The following is a 21,115-nucleotide window of genomic DNA, read 5'->3' as shown; positions in this document are numbered from 1 at the left end:
GGTAGTATGGTAGCAACCTATCGATTGGAGCCTCATGGAAGCCATCGAACCCACTGCCCTGCCCGTTTGCGACCCTTCCAGCATCACCGCGTGCGCGCACCCCGCCGCGCCGCTCGATAGCGTGGCGCTCGAGGAGGAGTACGTCCAGATCGCCCGCGACCTCGACGGCGACGCGCCCTCGCACGAGGCGGGCGACGCCTACCTTGCCGGGACGAACGCGCTCTATCACGGCGGACCCATCCAATGGAGCTTCGTGCCCAAGATCTTCTCCCGGCGCGACCTGGGGTACCTCGCGTGGATCGCGGAGACCATGGGCGGCATCATGGAGAAGGTCACGGCGCGCTTCGTGGAGGACGCCGCCTTTCGCGCGCACTTCGGCCTCGACCCGCGCATCGAGGCGATCGCGTGCATGCCGAACGCCTTCCCCGTGCAGATTCCCATCGCCCGCGTCGACATCTTCCTCGATGAGCGGACGGGCGCGTTCAAGTTCTGCGAGCTCAACACCGACGGCTCGTCGGGCATGCTCTCGTCGACCGAGGTGACGCGCGCGAACCTGCTCACCGAGACGGGCGCGCGGTTCGCGGAGCGCCACGCCCTCGAGGTGTTCGACATCTACCGCGCCTGCGCCGAGGCGGTACTCGCGTGCTACCGCGACGCCGGGGGCACGAGCGTCAGCCCGCAGGTGGTCGCCGTCGATTACGCCGAGAGCATCGTGCGCGAGGAGATCGAGGAGTACGGCCGCGTCTTCGCCGAGCACGGCGCGAGCCTGCGCTTCGCGGACATCCGCGACCTGCGGTATGAGGACGGCGTGCTCTATGACGCGCAAGGCCCCATTGATTGCGTGTGGCGGCGCGTGGTGATCTCGGAGATGCTCGAGAAGCCGTGCGCGGGCGCGGATGCGTTCATGGCCTGCGCCGAGGCGGGGACGGTGCCCATCGTGGGCGGCTTCAGGACGTGGCCGTGCGCGATCAAGACGGTCTTCGCCGTGCTGCACAGCCCGGCCGTTCGCGACATCCTCACCCCCGAGGAGCTCGACTTCATCCAGGCGCACGTGCCCGCCACCTACCTCGTGGACGAGGAGACCGACCTTACGCGGTTCAGTGACCGCGAGGCGTGGATCGCGAAGCCGCGCGACGGCTATAACAGCATCGGCGTGCGCGCGGGACGCGACTGCACGGACGAGGAGTGGCGGCAGGTACTCGCCGAGATGGCCGCCACGCACGGCACGGTGCAGGAATACGTCACGCCCTACGCCTCGCCGAACGTCGAGGGCGGCGTCGCCGGTATCGGGCGCCCCTTCGAGCCGTACATGAACATGGAGGGGCTGTTCCTCTTCGACGGCCGCTTCTCCGGCGTGTTCACGCGCTGCGGGCAGGCGGCGGTCATCGGCGAGTTCGCGGGGCGCCTCAACATGGGTTGCCTCGTGGTCGACGACGCGTAAGGCGGAGGCGCTGCGCGTGATGGCGGCGGGGCTCGCAGGCAGCGTCGCGCTCGGGCACGGGGCGCGCATCGCCTTCCTCGCGCTCATCGCGGCCTCGATGGTCGTCGACGCCCGGGAGCGGCGCGTCCCCAACGCGCTCGTTCTCGCGCTCATCGCGTGCGCGCTCGTCGTCGCGGTCACGGGGCGCGCCTGGCGCGAGCTCGCGTGGGTCGCGGGCGCCGCGGTCGCGGTGTGCGGCGCGCTCGTCGGCTTCGAGGTGCTCTGGCGGAGGCTGCGCGGGAGCGCGGGCATCGGCATGGGCGACATCAAGGTGCTCTTCTGCATGATGCTCGTGGATCCCGCCGCCGCGCTCGCCGCCTTTGCCGCGGGGCTGCTCGTGCTCGCGCTCGTCGCCGCGGCGCTCCGGCGCTCGAGCCTTCCGCTCATGCCCTTCTTCGGCGCCGCCTTCCTTGTGCTCACGGTTATCCTGTGAGGACGGCCGCGCCCCCGACGGCGTGTGGGCGCGCCTCGTGTGCATATGTCCGCGCGGTATGCGATGATGGTACCAACAGTTCCTGCGGAAAGGGGAGGGTATGGACGCACGTCCCGAGCAAGACCGTTCGATGGTGCGCGAGCGCATGGCGGCCATCCCCGATGCGCTCTCGCCCGAGCTCGTCGAGCGCATGCGGAGCGACCGCGCCCGCGGATGGGTCAACCCGCACCGGACGGACGATTCCGCCGCGCTCCGGCGCGAGCAGCGCCCGCGCGACCAGGCGAGCTTCTGGCGGCCGGCCTTCGTGCGCGATGTGGAGAAGATCCTCCACCTGCCCGCATACAACCGCTACGCCGGCAAGACGCAGGTCTTCAGCTTCCGCGCGAACGACGACCTCTCGCGCCGCGGTCTCCATGTCCAGCTCGTCGCCCGCATCGCGCGCGACATCGGCTACGCGCTCGGGCTCAACTGCGACCTCATCGAGGCCATCGGGCTCGGGCACGACCTTGGGCACACGCCGTTCGGACACGCCGGCGAGCGCTGCCTGAACGACGTGTTCCAGGCGCGCACGGGTCGCTCGTTCCACCACAACGTCCACTCCGTCCGCGTGCTCGACGTGCTCTACGGCCGCAACATCACGCTCCAGACGCTCGATGGGGTGCTCTGCCACAACGGCGAGTACGAGCAGCGCGTGTTCGAGCTCTCGGGGCTCTCCGGCTTCGAGGAGTTCGACGCGACGGTCGAGCAGTGCTACACGAAGGGCGGGCGCGCCATCGGGCACCTGCGCCCCATGACGCTCGAGGGCTGCGTGGTGCGCATCTCCGACATCATCGCCTACGTGGGCCGCGACCGCCAGGACGCCATCGAGGCAGGCCTGCTCGATGGGGACGCCTTCGAGGACGGTCTCGGCGGCGCGTACAACTCGTGGATCCTCACGCATGCCTCGGCCGACATCATCGAGCACAGCTACGGCAAGGACCGCATCGAGATGAGCGAGGAGCTGTTCGCCGAGCTCCGCCGCGCGAAGGCGGAGAACTACAGGAAGATCTACCGCTCGAGCGGCATCGAGGGCGAGCGCGCCGAGCTTCTGGCGCGCGCGTTCGAGCTCATGTACGAGCGCTGCTATGCGGACCTCGCGGCGGGCGACGAGTCGAGCTACATCTTCCGGCACCACATCCGCCGGCTCTCCGAGCAGCTCGCGCACTACGACCGCGTGTACGATTGGTCGAGCGACCTGGACCAGACGGTCGTCGACTACATCGCCAGCATGACGGACGGCTACTTCGCCGAGCTCGCCCAGCACTGGTTCCCCGACATCCACTTCCCGCGGCGCGCCTACATCAACGAGGCGTGCTGAATCTGGCAGGGCAATCTGGCTCCGGGCGATAGATTGCTTCATATTCGATGAGACGCGCGGCGGCCGCCCCGGCACCCGGCCGCCGCCCTGGATTGGTCACACCCCATGGATACGCTGTTTTCACAGGAAGAGTCCGAACGAGCGCTGCGGAACGCGCCGCTCGCCGTGCGCATGCGCCCGACCTCGCTCGATGAGTACGTCGGCCAGGAGCAGGCGGTGGGCGAGGGGTCGTGGCTGCGCTCGGCCATCGAGCACGACGTGCTCTCGAGCGTGATCCTCTACGGCCCTGCCGGAACCGGCAAGACGACCCTCGCGCACATCATCGCGGCGCACACGCGCAGCGAGTTCGTCGAGGTCTCCGCCGTGACCGGCACGGTGAAGGACCTGCGCGCCGTCATCGAGGACGCGCGCCGCCGCCTCATGGCCTACGACCGGCGCACGATCCTCTTCATCGACGAGATCCACCGCTTCAACCGCTCCCAGCAGGACGCCCTGCTCCATGCGGTCGAGAACCGCACCGTCATCATGGTGGGCGCCACCACGGAGAACCCGTACTTCGAGGTGAACGCGGCGCTGCTGTCGCGTGCCCGCGTGGTCGAGCTCCAGCCGCTCACCGATGCGGACATCGCCGTCCTCGTGCGCCGCGCGCTCACCTCGCCGAAGGGCTTCGACGGGAGGTTCTCCGCGACGGACGAGGTCGTGGGGGCGATCTGCACGCTCGCCGCCGGGGACGCCCGCTCGGCGCTCACCTCGCTCGAGCTCGCGAGCGAGATCGCCCTCACGCGTCCGGACACCGAGGGAGCGCCTGCGCCCCGGGAGGGCGAGCCCATAGCCATCACGCTCGAGGACGTGAAGACCGCCAACCCGCGCCGCGGCCTGCCCTACGATAAAGACGGCGACATGCACTACGACATCATCTCCGCCTTCATCAAGTCCATGCGGGGAAGCGACCCGGATGCCGCCGTGTACTGGCTCGCGCGCATGATCGACGCGGGCGAGGACCCCCGGTTCATCGCGCGGCGCATCCTCATCGCGGCCTCCGAGGACATCGGCAACGCCGACCCGCAGGCCATCCAGGTGGCGGCCGCCGCGTTCAAGGCCGCCGAGGTGATCGGGTACCCGGAATGCCGCATCAACCTCGCGCAGGCGGCGATCTACAACGCGCTCGCCCCGAAGTCGAACGCCTGCGAGGCCGCGATCGACGCCGCCCTCGCTGACGTGCGCTCAAGCGGCATGCGCGCGGTGCCGAAGCACCTGCGCGACCGGCACCGCCCCGGTTCCGAGACCTACGGCGACTACCTCTACCCGCACGACTACCCCGAGGGTTGGGTCGACCAGCGCTACCTGCCCGAGGGGCTCGAGCGCGGCGCCTTCTGGAAGCCGGCCGGCAGGGGCTGGGAGGAGTGGCGCTTCGAGCAGGGCCAGCAGCACTGACGGCCACGCGGCCGTCCCCGTTTTGTACCAAGTGGGTGCCATACGCGCTTCGAGGGATGCGCCGGTGCCCCTTGGGGTAGAATCTACGTCGTATTTGTATGTACCGCCGTCCCAAAGGAGGGTTCATGGAGCCCCTTCAGATCTTACTCATGGTGCTCGTCGTGGCGGGCATCTGGTTCATCGTCGAGCTCGCGATCACCGCGCGCCGCACGCGCCGCACGATGGACGGGGTCGATAAGACCGTCGCCGAGCTGAACGAGACCCTGGCCGAGGCGCGGCCCGTCGTGGCGAAGCTCGACGGCGCCGTGGACGAGCTCCAGCCCGCGATCGCCAAGATCGACCCGCTGCTCAGTTCGGCGAACGTCGCCGTGGACGCGCTCTCGGCGAACCTCGTCGAGATCGAGGGCGTCGTGCGCGACGTCTCCGCGGTCACCGGCGCGGCTGCGAGCGCGGGCAACGCCGTCACGGGCGTCGCCGATTCCGCCACCGAGGCGGCGCGCAAGCTGTTCGGCAAGATCAAGTCCGCCGCTCCCGCCGCCGAGCGCGCAATCGAGGGCGCGAAGGCGGAGCAGGAGGGCTCCGAGCCGGCCGACGGCGACGCCCCCGTGGACGAGGAGCACGCTCCGGCCGCGTATTTCACGTACGGCGATGCCCCGCAGGACGAGGCCGCCGCATCCGACGGACCCCAGGCATAAGGAAGGCCACGCGCATGAGCAGCACCCAGCATTTCGAGCCGATAACCCTCACGCTCACCGCGGACCCCGGCCTCGCGCGCCTCGTGCGCATGACGGCGGCGAACGTCGCGGCGCTCTCGTCGATGTCCGTCGACCGCGTCGAGGACGTGCGCATGGCGGCCGAGGAGGCCTTCATCTACGCGTGCTCGGTCGAGGAGGGAGCCTCCATCGAGATCGCCTTCGCGGTCGATGCCGAGCAGGTATCCATGGACTTCGCCCTGGGCGACACCCTTCCCGCGGAGCCGGATGCCGGGAACCCGGCGGCCTACGCGGGCCTCATCCTCGCCGCCGTGTGCGATTCCTATGAGAAGACGGACGCGCCCGCGCACCTGCACCTCGAACTCAAGGCGGACCTCTGATGGCAGAAAAGACCACGTCGAGCAAATCGGCCTGGGACAAGCAGAAGACGCGCGAGCTCTTCCGCCGGTATAAGGAACAGGGCGACATGGATGCGCGCGAGCAGCTCGTCATGTCGCACATGAACCTCGTCCGATTCCTCGCGAACAAATTCAAGAACCGCGGCGAGCCGCTCGACGACCTCATGCAGGTGGGGTACCTCGGCCTGCTCAAGGCGATCGACCGCTTCGATCCCGAGCGCGGGCTCGAGTTCACCACCTACGCCACGCCCACCATCTTGGGCGAGATCAAGCGCCACTTCCGCGACAAGGGCTGGAGCGTCCGCGTGCCGCGCCGCCTGCAGGAGCTCTCGGCGAAGGTGAACCAGGCAACCGACGCGCTCACCACGCAGCTGCAGCGCTCGCCCTCGATCGACGAGATCGCCGAGTACCTCGACGCCTCGGTGGACGAGGTGCTCGAGGCGATGGAGTCCTCGAGCGCCTACAGCTCGGTGCCGCTCGAAGGACCGAGCACGGCGGAGGGCGACGACGCGCCCTCGGTCATCGACCGCTATGCCGAGGAGGACAGCGAGCTCGCCCTCACCGACGACCGCCTCATCATCGAGGAGGCGCTCGCCGGCTTCTCGCCGCGCGAGCGCGAGGTCGTGGAGCTGCGCTTCCTGAAGGGCATGACGCAGATCGAGATCGCCGAACAGCTCGGCATCTCCCAGGTGCAGGTCTCGCGCCTGCTGCGCCGCACGCTCAAGAAGATCCAGGATCGACTCGATCCCGAAGGCCTCATGCAGGGGAGATAACATGGTTGATCGTGCGCGGACCGATGCGGCCGAAGCGAAGCTACCCGGGGCGGGCGTCATCGCCCTGCGCGTGTGGACGGTGGTCGGCGCCATCATCATCGGCATCGCCCTTCTGTACGTGCTCGGCGTGCTTGCGCCCGTCGTCGAGTTCCTCGCGGTGGGCTCGCTCATCGCGTTCATCGCCTCGCCGATCGTGAACGCGCTTGAGCGCAAGCGCATCCCGCGACCTGTAGGGGCGTTCATCGGGCTCGCCGCGGTGATCCTCATCTCGCTCTGCGTCATCATGGTCATCGTGCCCATCTTCGTCGACCAGGTGATCGAGGTGCTCTCGCGCCTGCCCGACCAGCTCCAGGCGCTCAGCACCTGGGCGACGCAGGTGGCCCACGATATCGAGGCGTTCTCGCACTCCTCGTGGGCGAGCGGCTTCGACTCGATGCTGCAGTCGGTCACCAACGTCGCCTCGTCGTACGTGACGCAGCTCGCTGGCGACCTTGGCCGCGGCCTCTTCCCGGTGCTCTCGGGCTTCGCCTCGCAGCTCTTCATCATCTTCCTCGGGCTCGTGCTGGCCTACTGGCTCGCCCTCGATTACCCGAAGATCCATCGCGAGATCGCCACCATCGTGGGCGAGGGGCACGAGATGAGCTACCGCTTCATGGTCGCGATCCTGTCGCGCTCGGTGGGCGGGTACATGCGCAGCATGGTGATCACCTCGTTCATCGACGGCCTGCTCGCGTTCATAGGCCTCCTCATCATCGGGCACCCCTACGCCGCGCTCATGGGCGTGCTCACGGGCCTCATGCACCTCATCCCCGTGCTCGGCTCGTGGATCTCGGCCTTCGCGGCCACGCTGCTCGCGCTCTTCTACAGCCCCGTGCTCGCGTTCTGGACGATCATCGTCTGCATGGTGGCGCAGAACGTGACCGATAACGTGGTCTCGCCGAAGGTCATGCAGTCCTCGGTGCAGATCCACCCCGCCATGAACCTCGCCGCCCTCGTCGTGGGATCGACCCTCATGGGCGCGATCGGCATGGTGGTCGCCATCCCGCTGTGCGCCGCGCTCAAGGGCCTCTTCGTGTTCTACTTTGAAAAGTCGACCGGCCGTGCCCTCGTCTCCTACGACGGCGCGATCTTCCAGGGAACGCCGTTCCGTGACGAGCACGGCAACCCCGTGCCCGCCTTCGATGCGCTCGGCGACGACACCTTCGTCCAGGAATCCGAGCTCATCCCCAAGGACGTCGCGCCCACCGGCTCCGCCGTGCCCCGTCCCGACCTCGAGAACCCCTGGAGCAAGCTCCAGTTCCTGCACCGCAACTCCGAGGCGGATGCGAAAGGCGAACAGAAGCCGGCCGATACGGCACCGGACGACAAGACGTCACGCGACTAGAGGGCTGCGCTCGCGCCCCATGCGCGAACCCGGTAGATTCCGCGCGCACGTCCGCGCGTCGCGCCCCGATTCGCTATACTCATGTAGTTTACGCGTTGTTACCCACACTCAAGGAGATACCGCATGGTTGCAGATTTCCCTACGATGACGACGGCGGAGATCCGGTCCGCCTTCCTCACGTTCTTCGAGGAGCGCGGCTGCAAGCTCTTCCCGAGCTCGTCGCTCATCCCCGATGACCCGTCGCTTCTGCTCGCGAACGCCGGCATGAACCAGTTCAAGCAGTACTACCAGGGCAAGAAGACGATGAAGGAGATCGGCGCGACGTCGTGCCAGAAGTGCGTGCGCACGAACGACATCGACATCATCGGCTCCGACGGCCGCCATGCGAGCTTCTTCGAGATGCTCGGCAACTTCAGCTTCGGCGGCGTCTCGAAGCGCCAGGCCTGCGCCTGGGCGCTCGAGCTCTCCACCGAGGTCTTCCACCTGCCCATCGAGCGGCTCTACTTCACCGTCTTCACCGAGGATGACGAGACGTACGAGATCTGGCGCTCACTCGGTATCGAGGAGAGCCACATCTCGCGCTTGGGCGAGGACGACAACTTCTGGGCGGCCGGCCCCACCGGCCCCTGCGGCCCGTGCTCCGAGATCTACTACGACATGGGCGAGGACGTGGGCTGCGGCCGCCCGGACTGCGCGCCCGGTTGCGATTGCGACCGCTTCCTGGAGTACTGGAACCTCGTCTTCACGCAGTTCGACCGCCAGGAGGACGGCTCCATGCCGGAGCTCCCGCACCGCAACCTCGATACGGGCATGGGCCTCGAGCGCATGAGCGCCATCATGCAGGGCAAGACCTCGTTCTTCGATAGCGACGTCATGCAGGGGCTCATCAAGCTCGGCGAGGACGTCACGGGTGTCGCGTATGTGAGCGATGACTACACCGGCCCCAGCCGCAGCCTGCGCATCATCGCCGACCACGCCCGCTCCGTCGATTTCATGATCTCGGATGGCATCCTCCCGGGTAACGAGGGCAGGGGCTACGTGCTCCGCCGCCTGCTCCGCCGCGCCGTGTTCCATGGCCGGCTGCTGGGCGTGGAGGGGCCGTTCCTCACCCGCTTCATCGACGAGGTGAACGTGCTCATGGGCGACGCGTACCCCGAGCTGCTCAAGAACGCTCAGCTCGTGCGCGGTATCGTTGCGGCCGAGGAGGAGCGCTTCTCGAAGACCCTCGACACCGGCCGCATCTACCTGGACGAGGCGCTCGACGCGCTCGAGGAGGGCGCCGTGCTCGATGGCGCCGCCGCGTTCAAGCTGCACGACACCTTCGGGTTCCCCATCGACCTCACGGTCGAGATCGCCGAGGGCGCGGGCCATGCCGTCGACATCGACGGATTCAACCGCGAGATGGAGCTCCAGCGCGAGCGCGCCCGCGCGAACGTGAAGGGCGATGCCTGGGGCTCGTTCAACGACATCTGGGTCGAGCTCTCCGATGCCCTGCCCGCGACCGAGTTCACCGGATACGACGGCTGTGTGCTCGACGGCGCCCGCGTCGCGGCGCTCGTCGCCGATGGCGAGCGGGCAGCGGCGGCGCACGCGGGCGACACCGTCGAGGTCGTGCTCGACCGCACGCCGTTCTACGCCGAGATGGGCGGTCAGGTGGGCGACACCGGTGTCCTCACCGCCGAGGGCGTCCGCCTGCGCGTGACCGATACCAAGAGCCATAACGGCCTGTATGCCCACACCGCGGTGGTCGAGGAGGGGACGCTCCACGAGGGCGCCGAGCTGCGCGCCGAGGTCGATGAGCGCCGCCGCGCGCTCATCCAGCGCAACCACACCGCCACGCACCTGCTCGATGCCGCGCTCAAGGAGGTCCTGGGCAGCCATGTGAACCAGGCCGGCTCGCTCGTGGCGCCCGAGCACCTGCGCTTCGACTTCACGCACTTCGAGGCGCTCACCTCCGAGCAGCTGCGCCAGGTGGAGGAGCTCGTGAACCGCGAGATCTTCGCGGCGAAGCCGGTCGTGACGCGCGTCATGGGCATCGAGGAGGCCAAGGCGTCGGGTGCCGTGGCGCTCTTCGGCGAGAAGTACGGCGATGTGGTGCGCGTGGTCTCCTGCGGCACGGAGGAGCACCCGTTCTCGCGCGAGCTCTGCGGCGGCACGCACGCGGCGAACACCGCCGAGATCGGTCTCTTCCGCATCACCTCCGAGTCGTCCACCGGCTCGAACGTGCGCCGCATCGAGGCCGTGACGAGCCTCGGCGCCGTGGAGTACCTCGAGGAGCGCGAGCGCCTGCTCGCCCAGGCCGCCGCCGGCCTCAAGTGCCGCGCGGACGAGGTCCCCGGCCGCGTCGAGGTGCTCCAGAAGCAGCTCCGCGAGACCGAGCAGAAGCTCAAGGCCGCCCTTACCGGCGGCGCCTCCGACACCATCGGTCGCGCCATCGACGGCGCGCTCGACGCGGGCGGCTACCGCGTCGTCATCGCCGAGCTTCCCGGCCTCGATGCCGCCGGCCTCCGCGAGGCATGGGACACCATCCGCGGGAAGCTCTCGGGCGCCTGCGCGTGCGTGCTCGCCACGGTGACCGAGAAGGGCGCGCCGGCGCTCCTCGCCGCCGCGACGGACGACGCCGTGAAGACCGGCTTCCACGCCGGTTCCGTCATCAAGGCCATCGTGCCCGCCGTGGACGGGCGCGGCGGCGGCAAGCCCACCATGGCGCAGGCGGGCGGCAAGGACGCCTCCGGCATCGCCGCGGCGCTCGACGCCGCGCGCGCCGAGCTCGGTCTGTAGCGGCGCGCACGGTGGTCGCGCTCGGCCTCGATATCGGCGAGGTGCGGATCGGCATCGCGGTCTCGGACGCGAGCGGCTCGGTCGCCATGCCGCTCAAGGTCCTGCCCGCGCAGGAGGTGCTCGCGCATGCCCGGTCGTTCCGCATGATCCTCGAAGACCATGAACCCGACGTGCTCGTCTGCGGCCTTCCCGAAACCCTGGCGGGGGAGGAGGGGCCGCAGGCCGAGCGCGTGCGTGTGGCGGCGGAGCGCATCGCGGCCGCGAGCGGTATCCCGCTCGAGTTCTGCGACGAGCGCCTGAGCTCGCGCGAGGCGAAGCGCATCCTGCGCGCGCAGGGCCTTACGGAGCGCGCGATGCGCGGCAAGGTCGACATGGTCGCCGCGAGCCTCTTCCTGCAGGCATGGCTCGATGCGCGGAGGTCGGTGTAGGACAGCGTGGTCTCACGGCGGCCCGCGCGCATGCGCAGTGCCATGCGGGATGCATGTGTGCAAAACATTCAAGTTTGGATGGAAACTTTAAGCTTTCGTCTCAGGTGCGGTAGACTGATGCCGTGTTGGATACGGCCGCGCGAAGCGCGAGACGAAGGGGATGTTGTGGCAGATCGGTTCATGGGTGGTGGAAGCGGCACACGCGGCCGCGACGGCTCGTACCACCGCACGGTACGTCCCGCGGGGACGCGTTTCAAATCCGGCCCCTCCCAGAGCAGGCTCTCCTCACCAGCTTCCGGCTCTCGCCAGGTGCCCCCGCCGCGCGCCGCTGTCTCGGGCGGCCATCACGCCACCCTGCCCGCGCATCCCCGGGGCGGCCGCTGCCCCGTCAAGACGTCCCCGATGTCGCTCGTCCTCGGCATCGTCGCCATCGTCGCGGTTGCCGTGCTCCTCTTCGCGTTCGTCATCCCAGCCGTGACCTCGCTTATCGCGCCCGGCTCCGAGCAGGCGGTCGAGGCGGGCCTCGAGGTCGAGGTGAACATCCCTGACGGCGCCTCGGGTGACCAGATCGCGCAGATCCTTTCCGAGAGCCATGTCATCGACGATCCCAAGGTCTACTATTCCACCGTCCGTTCCATGCAGGCGGATATGCTCATCAAGCCGGGCGACTACCGCTTCACCACCTACCAGGATCCCGAGTCGGTCGTGCAGCAGCTCATCGACGGCCCGAACATCGCCGGCGTCACCCTCACCATCCAGGAGGGCCTGACGGTGGACCAGACGGCGGCGCGCGTGGAGGAGACCTACGGCATCCCGGCCGCGGACTTCCTCGCGCAGGCGAAGGCGTCGAACTACGTGGACGAGTATCCTTTCCTCGAGGGCGCTTACAACGATTCGCTCGAGGGGTACCTATATCCCAAGACCTACAGCCTGGGCGAGAACCCCACCGCCGACGAGATCATCCGCGCCATGCTCGACCAGTTCCAGATCGAGACGGCGGACCTGGGCCTCAGCGAGGGGGCGAACGGCCTCACCTCGCAGGAGCTCGTGACGCTCGCCTCGCTCATCGAGCGCGAGACCGCCCAGGCGGACGAGCGCCCGCTCGTGGCGAGCGTCATCTACAACCGCCTGAAAGAGGGCATGCCGCTCCAGATCGACGCGGCGATCGTCTATGCGCGCGGCGGGGGCTCCGATACGGTCACCTACGATGACCTCGAGATCGATTCGCCCTACAATGTCTACAAGAACACCGGGCTCACCCCCGGGCCCATCTGCTCGCCGAGCGTCTCCTCCATCGAGGCGGCGCTGCATCCGGCCGATACCTCGTACCTCTACTACGTGCTCTCGCCCGACAGTGACGGCCATCACAACTTCAGCGAGAGCTATGATGAATTCCTGAAAAACCGCGAAGCCTACGAAAGCTCCCTGTCATGAGTCTTTTCTCCCCCGATCGCTACGTCGCCTCCGTTGACCGTATCGACCTCGATGACCTCTGGAGGCGCGACAAGCGCGCGATCCTCCTCGACCGCGACAACACGCTCGTCCCGCGCGACCGCGCGACCGCCCCGGAGGAGGTCGCCGCGTGGCTCGACCGTGCGCGCGCGATGGGCTTTCGCCTCTGCATGGTGTCGAACAACTGGCATCGCGATGAGGTGATGCGCTCCGCGCGCGAGCTCGGCCTCGAGGCCATCAGCCATGCGATGAAGCCCGCCCCGTTCGCGCTCGCGGCCGGGCTCAAGCGCACGGGCGTGCGCAAGGCCGAGGCCGTCATGGTGGGTGACCAGCTCTATACGGACGTCTGGGCGGGCAACCTCGCCGGGATCGACACCATCCTCGTGAAGCCGCAGACCACCGTCGATCTGTGGTACACGCAGATTTTCCGCATCTTCGAGCGGCGCGCGCTCCGTGGTCTGACCTGCGAGGAGTAGGCTTCGATGACGGGCGCGGACGGCGCGGTGCGCGTGGATAAGCGCGGCTGCGACCATATCTTCTTCATCGGCTTCCTCGGTGCGGGCAAGTCCACGCTCGCGCGGAACCTCGGCGGGCTCTTCCATCGCCGCTTCGTCGACACCGACCGTCTCGTGGAGCGCCGTGCGGGCAAGAGCATCTCGCGCATCTTCGCGGAGGAGGGCGAGGCCGGGTTCCGCGCGCTCGAGACCGAGGTGCTCCGGTCGCTCGAGAGCCAGCGGAGCCTGCTCGTCTCGTGCGGGGGAGGGATTGTCGAGACGCCCGAGAACATCGAGCTCATGCACGAGATGGGTTACTGCGTCTACCTCGATGGCGACCTGGACGACTCGCTTCGGCAGATACGCTCGCTGAAGAACCGTCCCGACTTCCGTTCGCCGGAGCACGCGGAGCGGCTCTTCCGGCACCGCGCCCCCCTCTATCGGCAGGCCGCGGACCTCACCGTGGATATTCGCGGGCGCACGTTCGAAGAGGTATCCTACCGATGTGCCGGATTGCTTTTGGAGCGTGGTCTACTGTGACGATCAAGCGTCAGATTATCAATTTCAACCAGCGCAGCATCGATGTGCGCATCGGGTCGGAGATCATGGACGAGCTGTCGCGGCTCGCGGCGGCACCGGTGGGCAAGCCCAAACGGGCGCTCATGGTGGCCGACGGGGCGGCGCTCGAGGCGCGCGGCGAGGACGTGCGCCGCTCGCTCGTGTCCGCGGGCTTCACGGTCGAGGTGCTCGAGCCCGCCATCGAGGGCGGGGAGGACGGCGGCATCCCGCTCGGGGCGACGACCGCCCTTCTCGAGGCATTCGCGCGCTGCGGCCTCACCGCGGACGACCTCGTGTTCGCGCTCGGCTCGTTCGGCCTCTGCTCGCTCGCCGCGTTCTGCGCCCACGTGTGGCGCGGCGGGGTGGCTTGCACGGTCATGCCGTTCGAGCTTGAGGGGATGGTGCGGATCGCGACCGAGATGGAGCCCCTCGGGGTCGCGGGCGCGCCCGGCTCCGTCGCGCTCCCGCCGAATCCCGCGATGGTGCTCTGCGATTTCGCGCTGGTTCCGTCCATGACGCCCGAGCAGCTCCACCTGGGGTGCGCCCTCATGGCGTGCGCCGCCCTGGCGGAGGGCAAGAAGACGTGGACCGACCTGCGCGAGCACGCGGCTTCGGTCGCCGTGGGGGAGGAGGCCGCGCTGCGCGACGCCCTCGCGGCCACGCAGGTGGCCAGGCGCAACGTCCTGAAGTCGCCCAACCCCTCGGCGCGCCGCGCCCTCGAGTTCGGCGATACCGCTGCGCGCGCCCTCGCGGCGTGCGTCGCGGGCGACGTGCCCCGCTCGGTGCTCCGCGCCGAGGGCATGCGCTTCGAGGCACGCCTCGCCGTGGACGCGGCCGGGCTCAAGCCCGAGGTGGCGTTCGACCTCGATGACCTCCTCTTCGACCTAGGGATCGAGGACGCCGGGTTTACGCTCGATGCCGATGCCTTCGTCGCCGCGATCCGCGCCGTGGTGGCCGAGCGCTCGAACCGCTTCCTGCTGCCGCTCCCGAAGGCCGTCGGCCAGATCCGCCTCACCTCCGTCGCCGACGAGCTGCTCGAGCGTCACGCCGCCGCCTATGCTGCCTCGCTCGCGCCCGACGTGGTACCCTAGCACCGTCGAGGGGACCGATTCGTTTGGGAGAGAGGAATGGGAATGGCTGATATCGTTTCCGGGCCCGCGGGGCGCGTCGCGCGCGTGCGCGCGCTCATGGAGGAGCGGGGCTATGACGCGGTCGTGGTGCGCGACGAGGCGAACCTCCGCTGGCTCACGGGCGCCGAGGGCGTCTTCGACTTCACCGGCGAGCTGCCGCACGCCGCGTTCATCACGGGCGACGCGTGCTTCCTGCACACGGATTCGCGCTACTACAACTCCTTCGTCGAGCACATGCCCGAAGGGAGCCCGTGGAAGCTCGACATGGAGGCCGTCGCCATCCCGACGTGGGTGGCCGAGCGCGCCCGCGCCACCCGCTGCCGCGTGGTGGCCGTCGAGGACACCATGGAGCTCGCGTTTTACACCGCGCTCACGCGCGCGCTCGAGGATGCGTCCATCGCCGCCGCCTTGCCGCAGATGCACGGCGACCTGCGCCGCATGCGCGCGGTGAAGGACGAGGAGGAGCTCGCGCTCATGCGCCGGGCGCAGGCCATCACCGACGCCGCGTTCCAGCACATGCTCACCTTCATCCAGCCCGGCATGACCGAGAAGGCGATCAAGCTCGAGCTCGAGAACTTCATGTACGAGCACGGCGCCGACGGCCTCGCGTTCGCCTCGATCGTGGCATCCGGCCCCAACGCCGCCAACCCGCACGCTATCCCGAGCGACCGCGTCGTCCAGAAGGGCGAGTTCGTGCTCATGGATTACGGCGCGCGCTACCGCGACTACAACTCCGACATGACGCGCACCGTGTGCCTGGGCGAGCCCACCGAGGAGATGCGCGCGGTCTACGACCTCGTCCAGCGCACGCACGAGGCGTGCGCCAAGGCCATCTACGCGGGCGTCGACGGCCGCGAGATCCATGAGCTCTCGTGCAAGATCATCGGTGACGCGGGCTATGGCGACTGCTACGGCCACGGCCTCGGGCACGGTGTGGGCATCGACATCCACGAGCTGCCCGTCTTCGGCCGCAGGAGCAACACCGTGGGCGCCGGGTCGGTCATCACCGTCGAGCCGGGCGTGTACCTGCCCGGGAAGTTCGGCGTGCGCCTGGAGGACTACGGCGTGGTGACCGAGCACGGCTTCGAGCCGTTCACGGCGAGCCTGCACGACCTCCAGATCATCGAGTGCTAGATGGTAATCTCATACCGGACGGCATTGCTGCCCCACGCCGCGCACGCGGTGAGGGTATACTGGAAAAGATAAGCTGAAACGGCCGGCGGCTTCGCCGTCGCAAGCAAGAAAGGTAGTTCATGGCAACCATCACCACCGCAGATTTCAAGAACGGCATCGGCCTGCGCATCAAGGACAAGGTGTGCACCATCGTCGAGTTCCAGCACGTGAAGCCGGGCAAGGGCGGCGCCTTCGTGCGCTACAAGACGAAGGACATCAAGACCGGCCGCGTGGTCGAGCAGACCTGCAACGCCGGCACGAAGTTCGAGAGCGTCATGCTCTCCACGCGCGAGATGGCCTACCTCTACAACGACGGCTCGGACTACATCTTCATGGACAACGAGACCTACGAGCAGGTGCCCGTGCCCGAGGACTTCATCGGCGACAACGCGAAGTGGCTCAAGGAGAACGACGTCTGCCAGCTGCTCTACGCCGACGACGAGCTCATGGGCGTGAACCCGCCCATGTTCATCGAGGTGCAGATCACCCAGACCGACCCGGGCTTCAAGGGCGACACCGTCCAGGGCTCCACGAAGCCGGCGACCATCGAGACCGGCGCGGTCATCCAGGTGCCCATGTACCTTAACGAGGGCGAGATGATCAAGGTCGACACGCGTGACGGCAAGTTCGTGTCCCGCGTCTAGTTTCCGCTCCATCGCTACGATTTTGGGGGATCCCATGGCTCAGGAGATCTACATTTCCGGCATCGGCATCGCGCCCGAGGTCATCGCCTCGGTGGTGTCCCGTGCCGTCGAGGAGGTCGAGGGCATCGCGTCCGTGGGCGTGCGCGACCTCGCCACGAACCTCGTCTCGATGTTCCAGTCGCGCTCCACGGCGTCCGCGCCCGCGGTCGAGGCCGAGGTCGTGGACGATAAGCTCGCGCTCACGGTGCACGTCGTCGTGTTCTTCGGCTACCCGTTCAAGAAGCTGGCCGAGACGGTCCGCGCGGCGACCGCCCATGTCATCGATGCGCAGGTGGGCGTCGATGTCGCGCGCGTCGACGTGTGCATCGACGGCATCGTGTTCCCCAAGGAGTAAGCGTGAGCCTAAAAGTCGAACGCGGGCGCACGCTCGCGCGCAGCCAGGCGATGCAGCTGCTGTTCCAGGCGGAGGCGCGCCGTCTCACCGTTAACGAGGTCCTCGCGGGCGAGTACCTCATCACGAAAGGTCCGCTCGACCCGTATGCCGAGGAGCTCGCGCGCGGCACGTTCGCCCATATCGAGGAGATCGATCGCGTGCTGCAGCGCGTCTCGGAGAACTGGGCGCTCTCGCGCATGCCGGGCGCCGACCGCAACCTGCTGCGCCTCGCGGTGTACGAGCTCAGGTTCTCGCCGAGCGACATCGACGACGCCGTCGTGATCAACGAGGCGGTCGAGATCGCGAAGGCCTATGGCACCGACGATTCGTCGAGCTTCGTGAACGGCGTGCTTGGGCGTGTCGTCCGCGACCCGCGCGTGCTCGGGCGCGCGCAGGAGGCCGCTACGGACTCGGCCGATGACGCCGACGCGCAGGAAGCAGAGCAGTAGGCCATGGCGGAGACGACGCTCAACAGCTTCGAGGACATCACGGGGCGCATGGACGAGATCATCGCCGCCGTGCGCTCGAAGGACACGTCGCTCGAGCGCAGCCTCGACCTCTTCGACGAGGCGATCGCCCTCGGCTCGCATGCGGTGGAGCTCGTGGACAGCTTCGATCTGAGCCCGAGCGAGGCGGCGCAGCTCGAGGCGAGCGAGATGGCGGAGGCGGGAGGCGAGCCCGATGCGGCCGCTCCCGAGTCCGACGCCGCTGAGGGGAAGGAGCCCCAAGCCCCCGAGCAGGGATGCGGCGAGCGATGAAGCGCGTCCGCCTCGATGATGAATTGATTGCCCAGGGCATCTGCGTCGATCGCGCGGATGCCCTGCGCACGTTGATGGCAGGCGACGTCTCCGCACGCGGCGAGCGGCTCACCTCGCCCGGCATGAAGGTGGAGCCGGGGATCGACCTGCACGTGAAGGGACGGCTGCCCTACGTGGGGCGCGGCGGCCTCAAGCTCGAGGGGGCGCTCGATGCCCTGGGCGTCGACCCGAAGGGATGCTCCTGCACAGACATCGGCTGCTCCACGGGCGGGTTCACCGATTGCTTGCTCAAGCGCGGCGCGCGGCGCGTCGTCGCGGTCGATGTGGGGCGCGCGCAGTTCGCCTGGGCGCTCCGCTGCGACGAGCGGGTGGAGCTCCTGGAGCGCACGAACGTGGTCGACCTGCCCGGTCTCGGGTACCGCGCCTGCTGCGACCTCGCGGTCTGCGATGTGTCGTTCACGAGCATCGAGCGCATCATCGACGCCGTCGTGAAGCTGCTCCGTCCGGGCGGCACGTTCCTCACGCTCGTGAAGCCGCAGTTCGAAGCCGCGCCCGAGGACGTGGGGGAGGGCGGCGTCGTCCGCGATCCGGCGGTGCGCCGCGCCGTGCTCGAGCGGGTGCTCGCGTGCTTCGCCGAGCGCGGGCTCGTCCCGCAGGGCGTATGCGTCTCGCCCATCACGGGGGCGAAGGGCAACGTCGAGTTCTTCATGCTCGGCGCGCTCGATGCGGGCGCGACGGGGACGGATGGTATGCGGGAGGCGTGCGAGCGCGTGCGCGCGCGATTCGAGGGGGTGTGCGGCGCATGAAGGTCTTCCTCGTGCCGAATTACTACAAGAACGAGGCCGTCGAGAGCGGCCTTGCGCTCGAGCTCTGGCTGGGGCGGCAGGGCTACGACGTCGCCTGGGCGGCGGACCAGCGCTCCGCCATCGCGTCCGTGCCCGACATCGAGGGCTCCGACCTCGTCATCTCGCTCGGCGGCGACGGCACGCTGCTGCGCGCGGCGCGCATCGTCGGCTACCAGGAGATCCCGATCCTCGGCCTGAGCTACGGCCATGTGGGCTTCCTCACCGCAGCGAGCCCCGATGAGCGCGACGTGCTCGGCGTCGTGTCCGACGCGCTCGCGGGCGAGATGCACGTGAGCCGTCGCGCCACGCTCGCCGTCGAGGTGTTCTCCCATACCGACGGGGGCGAGGAGGAGTCGATCGACACCTTCGCCCTGAACGATATGGCCCTTGCGCGCGGCCCGCTCTCCGACATGGTGGAGTTCGACGTGACCGTCTCGGGGCACCATATCGACCGGCTGCGCGGCGACGGCGTCGTTGTCTCGACGGCAACGGGCTCCACCGGCTACGCGCTCTCTGCGGGCGGCCCCATCGTGAGCCCGGACTACACGGGCATGGTCTGCGTGCCCATCGCGCCCCATACCATCCAGGCGCGCGCGTTCCTCACCTCGCCATCCGACGTCGTGGAGATCACGATGTCGCGCGAGCGCCCGTCGGTTCCCGCCATCGCGGTGGACGGCCAGTTCGTCGCGACCGATTCGGTCGTGGACCGGGTCGTGGCGCGCCGGGGGCCGGGCGACGTGCTCCTGCTCGATTACGGTCCCGAGAGCTTCTACAACTCCGTTTCCCGCGTGTTCTATGGGGTGCATCATGATCGATGAGATCCATGTCGAGAACCTCGCGCTCATCCGCTCCGCTACCTTCGCTCCCGCGCCCGGTCTCACGGTGCTCACCGGCGAGACGGGTGCCGGCAAGACCGCGCTGCTCTCGGCCCTGAAGCTCCTCGTGGGCGAGCGCGCGGAGGCGTCGCAGGTTCGCGAGGGCGCCTCCGCCGCCGAGGTCGAGGGGCGGCTCTTCCGCGGTGCGCGCGATGCGGAGGGCATATGCATCTCGCGGCGCGTCTCGGCGGACGGCAGGAGCCGCGCGCGCATCGACGGGCATGTGGCGAGCATCCGCGAGCTCGCAGAGCTCGTGGGGCCGATGGTGGACCTCTGCGGCCAGCATGAGCACCAGCGCCTGCTCGACGCCGCCTCGCATGTTGAGATGGTCGATGCCTGGGCGGGCGCTCCCGTGCTCGATGCCCTCGCCGCGTATCGCGCCGCCCTGGCTGCGGCGCGAGCTGCCCGCGATGAGCTCGCGCGCGTGACCGCTGCGGCGCGGACGGAGGGCGCGCGCCTCGAGGATGCGCGGTTCGCGCTCGAGCGCATCGACGAGGTCGACCCGCAGCCGGGCGAGCTTGAGGAGCTCGAGGAGACGCTGCCCCGCGCCGAGCACGCCGAGGCGCTCGCCAGCACCGCGCACGAGGCCTCCGAGTACCTCTCGGGGGAGGGCGGGGCGCTCGACGCCCTGAACGCGGCGATCGCCGAGCTCTCCCGCATGGGCAGGGTCGATGCGAAGCTTTCGGATTTCGCCGACGCCCTCAACGAGGCGGCCATCACGCTCGAGGACGTGTCATCCGACCTGCGCCGCTATCGCGACGGCGTGGATTTCGACCCCGCCGAGCTCGCGCGCCTGCAGGAGCGCCATGCCGCGCTGCGCGGTCTCATGCGCCAGTTCGGCCCGCGCATGGAAGATGTGCTCGCGCGCCGTGAGGAGGCGAGCGAGCTCCTCGCCGTGGCGAGCGATGGCGAGGCGCGCATCCGCTCCGCGCAGGAGGCCGTCGACGCCGCGGAGGCTGAGCTCTCCCATGCGGCGCGCACCCTCATGCGTCGGCGCAACGATGCCGCGCCGCGGTTCTGCCGTGAGGTCGGCAAGCAGATGGCGCGCCTCGAGATGGGCAAGGCCGAGCTCGTGTGGGATGCCCGCGAGCTTCCGCGCGAGCGCTGGAGCGAGCAGGGGCCGGCGGCGTGCGAGCTGCTCTACCGCGGCGGCGCGGGGCTCACGGCCAGGCCGCTTCGGCGCATCGCGTCCGGCGGCGAGCTGTCGCGCGTCATGCTCGCCTGCAAGGTCGTGCTCGGCGAGGCCGACGGCGTCGACACGCTCGTCTTCGATGAGGTGGATGCCGGGGTGGGCGGCGCGGTCGCGCGCTCGCTCGCGGCGGTCTTGGCAGACCTCGCCCGCACGCACCAGGTCATCGTCGTCACGCACGTGGCGCAGGTCGCGGTGCTCGCCGAGCGGCATTACGTGGTGCGGAAAGTCGAGGGGGATGTCCCGGAGACCGTGCTCGCACCCGTCGAGGGCGAGGAGCGCGTGCATGAGGTGGCGCGCATGCTCTCGGGCGATGCCACGGAGACCTCGCTCGCCCATGCGCGCGAGATGCTGCAGCTGATGTAAAAATACCCCTGGGGTTA

General features: G+C 68.8%; 22 protein-coding genes. All 22 read left to right on the top strand.

Annotated features, from left to right (window positions below; genetic code table 11):
• Positions 1–34 precede the first annotated feature (34 nt).
• Entirely contained in the window at positions 35–1,441 is a 1,407-nt protein-coding gene (locus tag B5G02_RS04180; RefSeq protein WP_094335311.1) for a hypothetical protein, read from the top strand.
• 19 nt (positions 1,442–1,460) lie between these two features.
• Positions 1,461–1,913 (top strand): prepilin peptidase, encoded by a 453-nt coding sequence (locus B5G02_RS04175; protein ID WP_094335310.1) that lies wholly within the window; start codon positions 1,461–1,463, stop codon positions 1,911–1,913.
• Positions 1,914–2,013: 100 nt separating this feature from the next.
• A complete protein-coding gene (locus B5G02_RS04170) occupies positions 2,014–3,270 on the top strand; it encodes a deoxyguanosinetriphosphate triphosphohydrolase family protein (protein WP_094335309.1) in 1,257 nt (418 codons plus the stop codon).
• 105 nt (positions 3,271–3,375) lie between these two features.
• On the top strand, positions 3,376–4,704 hold the full coding sequence (locus B5G02_RS04165) for a replication-associated recombination protein A (protein WP_094335308.1): 1,329 nt from the start codon (positions 3,376–3,378) through the stop codon (positions 4,702–4,704).
• Positions 4,705–4,829: 125 nt separating this feature from the next.
• Positions 4,830–5,399 carry a hypothetical protein gene (locus B5G02_RS04160; RefSeq protein WP_094335307.1) on the top strand — a complete coding sequence of 190 codons (570 nt, stop codon included), beginning with the start codon at positions 4,830–4,832 and terminating at the stop codon, positions 5,397–5,399.
• Between the two features lie 14 nt (positions 5,400–5,413).
• Entirely contained in the window at positions 5,414–5,797 is a 384-nt protein-coding gene (locus B5G02_RS04155) for an ATP-binding protein (protein ID WP_094335306.1), read from the top strand.
• Positions 5,797–6,588, top strand: coding sequence for a SigB/SigF/SigG family RNA polymerase sigma factor (locus B5G02_RS04150; RefSeq protein WP_094335305.1), 792 nt, complete (start codon positions 5,797–5,799; stop codon positions 6,586–6,588). Before B5G02_RS04155 ends, B5G02_RS04150 begins: the two co-directional genes overlap by 1 nt.
• A 1-nt stretch (position 6,589) precedes the next feature.
• Entirely contained in the window at positions 6,590–7,972 is a 1,383-nt protein-coding gene (locus B5G02_RS04145) for an AI-2E family transporter (RefSeq protein WP_094335304.1), read from the top strand.
• Positions 7,973–8,095: 123 nt separating this feature from the next.
• A complete protein-coding gene (gene alaS, locus B5G02_RS04140; RefSeq protein WP_094335303.1) occupies positions 8,096–10,753 on the top strand; it encodes an alanine--tRNA ligase in 2,658 nt (885 codons plus the stop codon).
• A gap of 11 nt (positions 10,754–10,764) precedes the next feature.
• Positions 10,765–11,181: a Holliday junction resolvase RuvX gene (gene ruvX, locus B5G02_RS04135; protein WP_019238486.1), complete on the top strand. Its 417-nt coding sequence runs from the start codon at positions 10,765–10,767 to the stop codon at positions 11,179–11,181.
• 165 nt (positions 11,182–11,346) lie between these two features.
• Positions 11,347–12,615 (top strand): endolytic transglycosylase MltG, encoded by a 1,269-nt coding sequence (gene mltG / locus B5G02_RS04130; RefSeq protein ID WP_241146160.1) that lies wholly within the window; start codon positions 11,347–11,349, stop codon positions 12,613–12,615.
• On the top strand, positions 12,612–13,109 hold the full coding sequence (locus B5G02_RS04125) for a YqeG family HAD IIIA-type phosphatase (RefSeq protein ID WP_019238488.1): 498 nt from the start codon (positions 12,612–12,614) through the stop codon (positions 13,107–13,109). The genes mltG and B5G02_RS04125 overlap by 4 nt, the downstream gene beginning before the upstream one ends.
• A 6-nt stretch (positions 13,110–13,115) precedes the next feature.
• On the top strand, positions 13,116–13,667 hold the full coding sequence (locus B5G02_RS04120) for a shikimate kinase (protein WP_019238489.1): 552 nt from the start codon (positions 13,116–13,118) through the stop codon (positions 13,665–13,667).
• Positions 13,664–14,776, top strand: a complete 1,113-nt coding sequence (locus B5G02_RS04115) for a hypothetical protein (RefSeq protein ID WP_019238490.1) — start codon at positions 13,664–13,666, stop codon at positions 14,774–14,776. The genes B5G02_RS04120 and B5G02_RS04115 overlap by 4 nt, the downstream gene beginning before the upstream one ends.
• A gap of 42 nt (positions 14,777–14,818) precedes the next feature.
• Entirely contained in the window at positions 14,819–15,949 is a 1,131-nt protein-coding gene (locus B5G02_RS04110; protein ID WP_094335302.1) for a M24 family metallopeptidase, read from the top strand.
• Positions 15,950–16,068: 119 nt separating this feature from the next.
• On the top strand, positions 16,069–16,632 hold the full coding sequence (efp, locus tag B5G02_RS04105) for an elongation factor P (RefSeq protein ID WP_019238492.1): 564 nt from the start codon (positions 16,069–16,071) through the stop codon (positions 16,630–16,632).
• A 34-nt stretch (positions 16,633–16,666) separates the two neighbouring features.
• A complete protein-coding gene (locus tag B5G02_RS04100) occupies positions 16,667–17,026 on the top strand; it encodes an Asp23/Gls24 family envelope stress response protein (protein ID WP_019238493.1) in 360 nt (119 codons plus the stop codon).
• A 2-nt stretch (positions 17,027–17,028) separates the two neighbouring features.
• Positions 17,029–17,514 carry a transcription antitermination factor NusB gene (nusB, locus tag B5G02_RS04095; RefSeq protein ID WP_094335301.1) on the top strand — a complete coding sequence of 162 codons (486 nt, stop codon included), beginning with the start codon at positions 17,029–17,031 and terminating at the stop codon, positions 17,512–17,514.
• Positions 17,515–17,517: 3 nt separating this feature from the next.
• Positions 17,518–17,823, top strand: coding sequence for an exodeoxyribonuclease VII (locus B5G02_RS04090; protein WP_094335300.1), 306 nt, complete (start codon positions 17,518–17,520; stop codon positions 17,821–17,823).
• Positions 17,820–18,629 carry a TlyA family RNA methyltransferase gene (locus B5G02_RS04085; RefSeq protein WP_094335299.1) on the top strand — a complete coding sequence of 270 codons (810 nt, stop codon included), beginning with the start codon at positions 17,820–17,822 and terminating at the stop codon, positions 18,627–18,629. Before B5G02_RS04090 ends, B5G02_RS04085 begins: the two co-directional genes overlap by 4 nt.
• Positions 18,626–19,486, top strand: a complete 861-nt coding sequence (locus tag B5G02_RS04080) for an NAD(+)/NADH kinase (RefSeq protein WP_094335298.1) — start codon at positions 18,626–18,628, stop codon at positions 19,484–19,486. Before B5G02_RS04085 ends, B5G02_RS04080 begins: the two co-directional genes overlap by 4 nt.
• A complete protein-coding gene (gene recN / locus B5G02_RS04075; protein WP_094335297.1) occupies positions 19,476–21,098 on the top strand; it encodes a DNA repair protein RecN in 1,623 nt (540 codons plus the stop codon). The genes B5G02_RS04080 and recN overlap by 11 nt, the downstream gene beginning before the upstream one ends.
• Positions 21,099–21,115 lie beyond the last annotated feature (17 nt).

This window comes from [Collinsella] massiliensis (assembly GCF_002161605.1).
GTDB lineage: Bacteria > Actinomycetota > Coriobacteriia > Coriobacteriales > Coriobacteriaceae > Enorma.
This window is presented reverse-complemented; position numbering and strand designations above follow the sequence as displayed.

Excerpts from the sequence above, each read along its gene's own strand:
- B5G02_RS04180 (WP_094335311.1), top strand. The coding sequence starts at position 35 with ATGGAAGCCATCGAACCCACTGCCCTGCCCGTTTGCGACCCTTCCAGC.
- B5G02_RS04175 (WP_094335310.1), top strand. The coding sequence starts at position 1,461 with ATGGCGGCGGGGCTCGCAGGCAGCGTCGCGCTCGGGCACGGGGCGCGC.
- B5G02_RS04170 (WP_094335309.1), top strand. The coding sequence starts at position 2,014 with ATGGACGCACGTCCCGAGCAAGACCGTTCGATGGTGCGCGAGCGCATG.
- B5G02_RS04165 (WP_094335308.1), top strand. The coding sequence starts at position 3,376 with ATGGATACGCTGTTTTCACAGGAAGAGTCCGAACGAGCGCTGCGGAAC.
- B5G02_RS04160 (WP_094335307.1), top strand. The coding sequence starts at position 4,830 with ATGGAGCCCCTTCAGATCTTACTCATGGTGCTCGTCGTGGCGGGCATC.
- B5G02_RS04155 (WP_094335306.1), top strand. The coding sequence starts at position 5,414 with ATGAGCAGCACCCAGCATTTCGAGCCGATAACCCTCACGCTCACCGCG.
- B5G02_RS04150 (WP_094335305.1), top strand. The coding sequence starts at position 5,797 with ATGGCAGAAAAGACCACGTCGAGCAAATCGGCCTGGGACAAGCAGAAG.
- B5G02_RS04145 (WP_094335304.1), top strand. The coding sequence starts at position 6,590 with ATGGTTGATCGTGCGCGGACCGATGCGGCCGAAGCGAAGCTACCCGGG.
- alaS (WP_094335303.1), top strand. The coding sequence starts at position 8,096 with ATGGTTGCAGATTTCCCTACGATGACGACGGCGGAGATCCGGTCCGCC.
- B5G02_RS04125 (WP_019238488.1), top strand. The coding sequence starts at position 12,612 with ATGAGTCTTTTCTCCCCCGATCGCTACGTCGCCTCCGTTGACCGTATC.
- B5G02_RS04120 (WP_019238489.1), top strand. The coding sequence starts at position 13,116 with ATGACGGGCGCGGACGGCGCGGTGCGCGTGGATAAGCGCGGCTGCGAC.
- B5G02_RS04110 (WP_094335302.1), top strand. The coding sequence starts at position 14,819 with ATGGCTGATATCGTTTCCGGGCCCGCGGGGCGCGTCGCGCGCGTGCGC.
- efp (WP_019238492.1), top strand. The coding sequence starts at position 16,069 with ATGGCAACCATCACCACCGCAGATTTCAAGAACGGCATCGGCCTGCGC.
- B5G02_RS04100 (WP_019238493.1), top strand. The coding sequence starts at position 16,667 with ATGGCTCAGGAGATCTACATTTCCGGCATCGGCATCGCGCCCGAGGTC.
- B5G02_RS04090 (WP_094335300.1), top strand. The coding sequence starts at position 17,518 with ATGGCGGAGACGACGCTCAACAGCTTCGAGGACATCACGGGGCGCATG.
- B5G02_RS04085 (WP_094335299.1), top strand. The coding sequence starts at position 17,820 with ATGAAGCGCGTCCGCCTCGATGATGAATTGATTGCCCAGGGCATCTGC.
- B5G02_RS04080 (WP_094335298.1), top strand. The coding sequence starts at position 18,626 with ATGAAGGTCTTCCTCGTGCCGAATTACTACAAGAACGAGGCCGTCGAG.
- recN (WP_094335297.1), top strand. The coding sequence starts at position 19,476 with ATGATCGATGAGATCCATGTCGAGAACCTCGCGCTCATCCGCTCCGCT.